At 64.4% G+C, this 3,182-nt stretch carries 5 protein-coding genes; 1 reads left to right on the top strand and 4 read right to left on the bottom strand.

Features of this window, described 5'->3' with window-relative positions; genetic code table 11:
• The 3 genes from EN925_RS29535 to rplS form a co-directional block, all read right to left on the bottom strand.
• Positions 1-419: MarR family transcriptional regulator (locus EN925_RS29535; RefSeq protein ID WP_164894466.1), on the bottom strand; the 419-nt coding region annotated here is incomplete at its 3' end.
• Positions 416-829, bottom strand: coding sequence for an organic hydroperoxide resistance protein (locus tag EN925_RS29530; RefSeq protein WP_013528862.1), 414 nt, complete (start codon positions 827-829; stop codon positions 416-418). The genes EN925_RS29535 and EN925_RS29530, both read right to left, overlap by 4 nt.
• A 155-nt stretch (positions 830-984) precedes the next feature.
• Positions 985-1,536: a 50S ribosomal protein L19 gene (gene rplS, locus EN925_RS29525; RefSeq protein ID WP_013528861.1), complete on the bottom strand. Its 552-nt coding sequence runs from the start codon at positions 1,534-1,536 to the stop codon at positions 985-987.
• Positions 1,537-1,865: 329 nt separating this feature from the next.
• Between rplS and EN925_RS29515 the strand changes: the two genes are divergently transcribed.
• Positions 1,866-2,618, top strand: coding sequence for a sulfite exporter TauE/SafE family protein (locus EN925_RS29515; RefSeq protein ID WP_127368053.1), 753 nt, complete (start codon positions 1,866-1,868; stop codon positions 2,616-2,618).
• Here EN925_RS29515 and trmD read toward each other — a convergent pair.
• A partial coding sequence (gene trmD / locus EN925_RS29510) for a tRNA (guanosine(37)-N1)-methyltransferase TrmD (RefSeq protein WP_128337126.1) occupies positions 2,600-3,182 on the bottom strand: 583 nt, incomplete at its 5' end. The two genes, EN925_RS29515 and trmD, sit on opposite strands and share 19 nt — an antisense overlap.

Here is a 3,182-nt window from a genome sequence, read left to right as displayed (position 1 = left end):
TCCAGCGGCAGGTTGCAAAGCATCGCCGCCGGCACGCTTTTGGCCTGCTCACGCAACGCTTGTCCCTTCGCTGTCGGCTCGACCAGAACCCGGCGCTCGTCGGCGGGGTCGCGCCGGCGTGTGACCAGGCCACCGGCCTCCAGCCGCTTGAGCAGCGGCGTCAGCGTCGCCGAATCCAGCCCGAGCGCTTCGCCAAGCTCGCCGACCGTGCTTGGAGCCCGTTCCCAGAGCGCCAACATGGCCAGATATTGCGGATAGGTCAGGCCGAGCGGATCGAGCAGCGGGCGGTAGAGCTTCGTCATCAGCCCGCTTGCCGAATAGAGCGCGAAGCAGAGCTGTTGGTCGAGCCGCGGAACGTGAAACGTCCCGGTGGCCTCCGCCGGGACGTCCCTGGTGCTCTTTGTCGTCTTTTCCGTCATGCCGCCTTTACCGAAAGCGCTACGTCGACATTGCCCCTGATGGCGTTGGAATAGGGGCAGATCTTGTGCGCCTCCGATACAAGCGCTTCCGCCGCCGCCTGATCAAGGCCTTTCGTTTCCGCCGCGAGCGCGACGCCGAGCTTAAAGCCTTCGCCATCGGGAAGCAGGCTGACGGTGGAGGTTACCCCGGCATCCGTCAGCGACAGCTTCTGTTTGCGCGCGACAAAGCGGATGGCGCTTTCGAAGCAGGCGGCATAGCCGATAGCGAACAGTTGCTCGGGATTGGTGGCGCCCCCCGGCCCGCCGAGTTCCTTGGGCATTGCCAGATCGACCTTGAGCAGACCGTCGCTGGTCTCGCCATGGCCGGCGCGGCCGCCGGTGACGTGAGCCTGTGTGGTGTAGAGTGCCATATCAAATCTCCAATTACTTGTGCACGATTATTTAGTGCACAAGGTAATGCGCCGTCAACAGCCGGATCCTGTGTCTGGCGCTGAAAGCGTTCACAGTCTGGTGAAACGAAAAAAGGCGGCCGAAGCCGCCTTTTTGAATGGGATTTCCGAAAACCTTATTCGGCAGGGGTCGCTTCTGCGGCGGCCTTGGCTGCTGCTTCGGCCTCGGCGGCGGCCTTCTTCTCGGCGGCGTCCTGGGCGGCCTTCTCGACGGCCAGGGCCTCGGCTGCTGCCACCTTCTCGGCTTCGATGCGGGCCTTCTCGGCGTTCAGCGCATCGCGCTCCTCATCGTTCAGCTTGCGGGCGCGCACGCCGGTGTTTTCCGAAATACGGGCCGATTTGCCGCGACGATCGCGCAGGTAGTAGAGCTTGGCGCGACGCACCTTGCCGCGGCGAACGATCTCGACGCCTTCAACCATCGGCGAGTAGACCGGGAACACGCGCTCGACGCCTTCGCCGTAGGAAATCTTGCGAACCGTGAAGTTCTCCTGGAAGCCGGCGCCGGCGCGGGCGATGACGACGCCCTCATAGGCCTGGACGCGGGTGCGGGTGCCTTCGGTCACGCGGACCTGGACGCGCACGGTGTCGCCGGGCTGGAATTCGGGAAGCTTGCGCTTGGCTTCGATCTTGGCGGCCTGTTCGGCCTCGAGCTGACGGAGAATATCCATCTCAAAAGTCCACTTCTTGTTCTTCCGACAGTCAGAGCGTCCGACACTCGCCTTGCAGTTCCATTGACCGCTTGGCTATGCCTTTTGTCTCCAAGACATTTGTCTTTGAAACATCAGGCAGGGGCGACTACACCGTCATTGTTGACGGGTCCGGCAGATTCTTTCTGGCCGGTACGGGCGGGCACATACAGCTATTTCGCCGCTTTGTCACGCCTTGGGCGCGCATTTTCTGCTCGCATGGCACCATCGTAATCCTGCCGTGCCGGGTTGCGCCGGTCGTTCAGGCTTTCTAAAGCCTGAAATAACACAGTTTTGAGCGGCCGCAATTCATGTCTGTCTTCGATGCCATCCTGCTGTTTCTAGCGGGCTTTCTGTCAGGCGCCGCCAATGCGGTCGCCGGTGGCGGCACCTTCATCACCTTCGGCGCCATGACGTTGGTCGGCCTGCCGCCGATTGTTGCCAACGCCACCTCCTCGGTGACGCAATTTCCAGGCTACATCACCTCGACCCTCGCCTACTCGGCCGATATCAGGCACTTCTGGCGCGGCGCGCTGCTGCTGTGCCTGATCTCGGCCGTGGGTGCACTGGCCGGCGCTCTGATCCTTTTGGCGCTCGACAATCCCTCGTTTCGCGCTCTGGTGCCGTGGCTGCTGCTAGCCGCGACGGCCCTGTTCGCCGCCGGCCCCTGGCTGAAACCAGTGCCAAAGCCCGGCCATGAAGCGGCGGTGGGCTCGCTGGCCGGCTCGCTCGCACAATTTCTCACCGCCATCTATGGCGGCTTCTTCGGCGCCGGCATGGGCGTGATGATGCTGGCGACGCTCGGCCTCACCCAGGCCGGCGACTATCACCGGCTGAACGCGTTGAAGAACATGCTGGCCATGGTCATCGCCGCTGTCGCGATCGTCGTCTTCGTCTCGGGCGGCGTCGTCGCCTGGCCGCAGGCGATCATCATGATCCCGGGCGGCGCGCTCGGCGGCTATGCCGGCGTCTGGATCGCCAAGCGGGTGCCGCAAAACGCGGTGCGCGGCTTCGTCGTCGCCGTCGGCCTGTTTTTGGCCTTCTATTATTTTGTCAAGGGCTGAGCAGCGGCAAGCAGGTCCGGACGCCTCTCGGCTGTCAGTCTTTCTGACTCCGCCCGCCGCCAGGCGGCGATCTTCTTGTGATTGCCGGAAATCAGGACCTCGGGAATGTCACGGCCTTCGAACTCCTGCGGCCGCGTATAGTGCGGATGTTCGAGCAGGCCGTTTTCAAAACTCTCTTCCTCGCCCGACATCGCGTTGCCCATGACCCCGGGCAGCAGCCGCACCACCGCGTCGAGCAGCACAAGCGCGGCCGGCTCACCACCCGAGAGAATGAAATCGCCGATCGAGACTTCCTCCAAATCCCGCGCGTCGATCACCCGCTGGTCGACGCCTTCGAAGCGGCCGCACAGGATGACGGCGCCCGGCCCAGCGGCCAGCTCGCGCACACGCGCCTGGGTCAGCGGCTTGCCGCGCGGGCTCATCAGCAGCCGGGGCCGCGCATCGCCTTCCGGCGAAGCATGGTCGATGGCTTTCGCCAGCACGTCGGCGCGCATCACCATGCCGGCGCCGCCGCCGGCGGGCGTGTCGTCGACGGTGCGGTGGCGGTCGGTGGCGAAGTCGCGG

This window comes from Mesorhizobium sp. M7A.F.Ca.US.006.04.2.1, from assembly GCF_004022915.1.
Lineage (GTDB): Bacteria > Pseudomonadota > Alphaproteobacteria > Rhizobiales > Rhizobiaceae > Mesorhizobium > Mesorhizobium ciceri.
The sequence above is the reverse complement of the archived record's forward strand: the minus strand, read 5'-3'. Positions and strand labels throughout refer to the sequence as shown.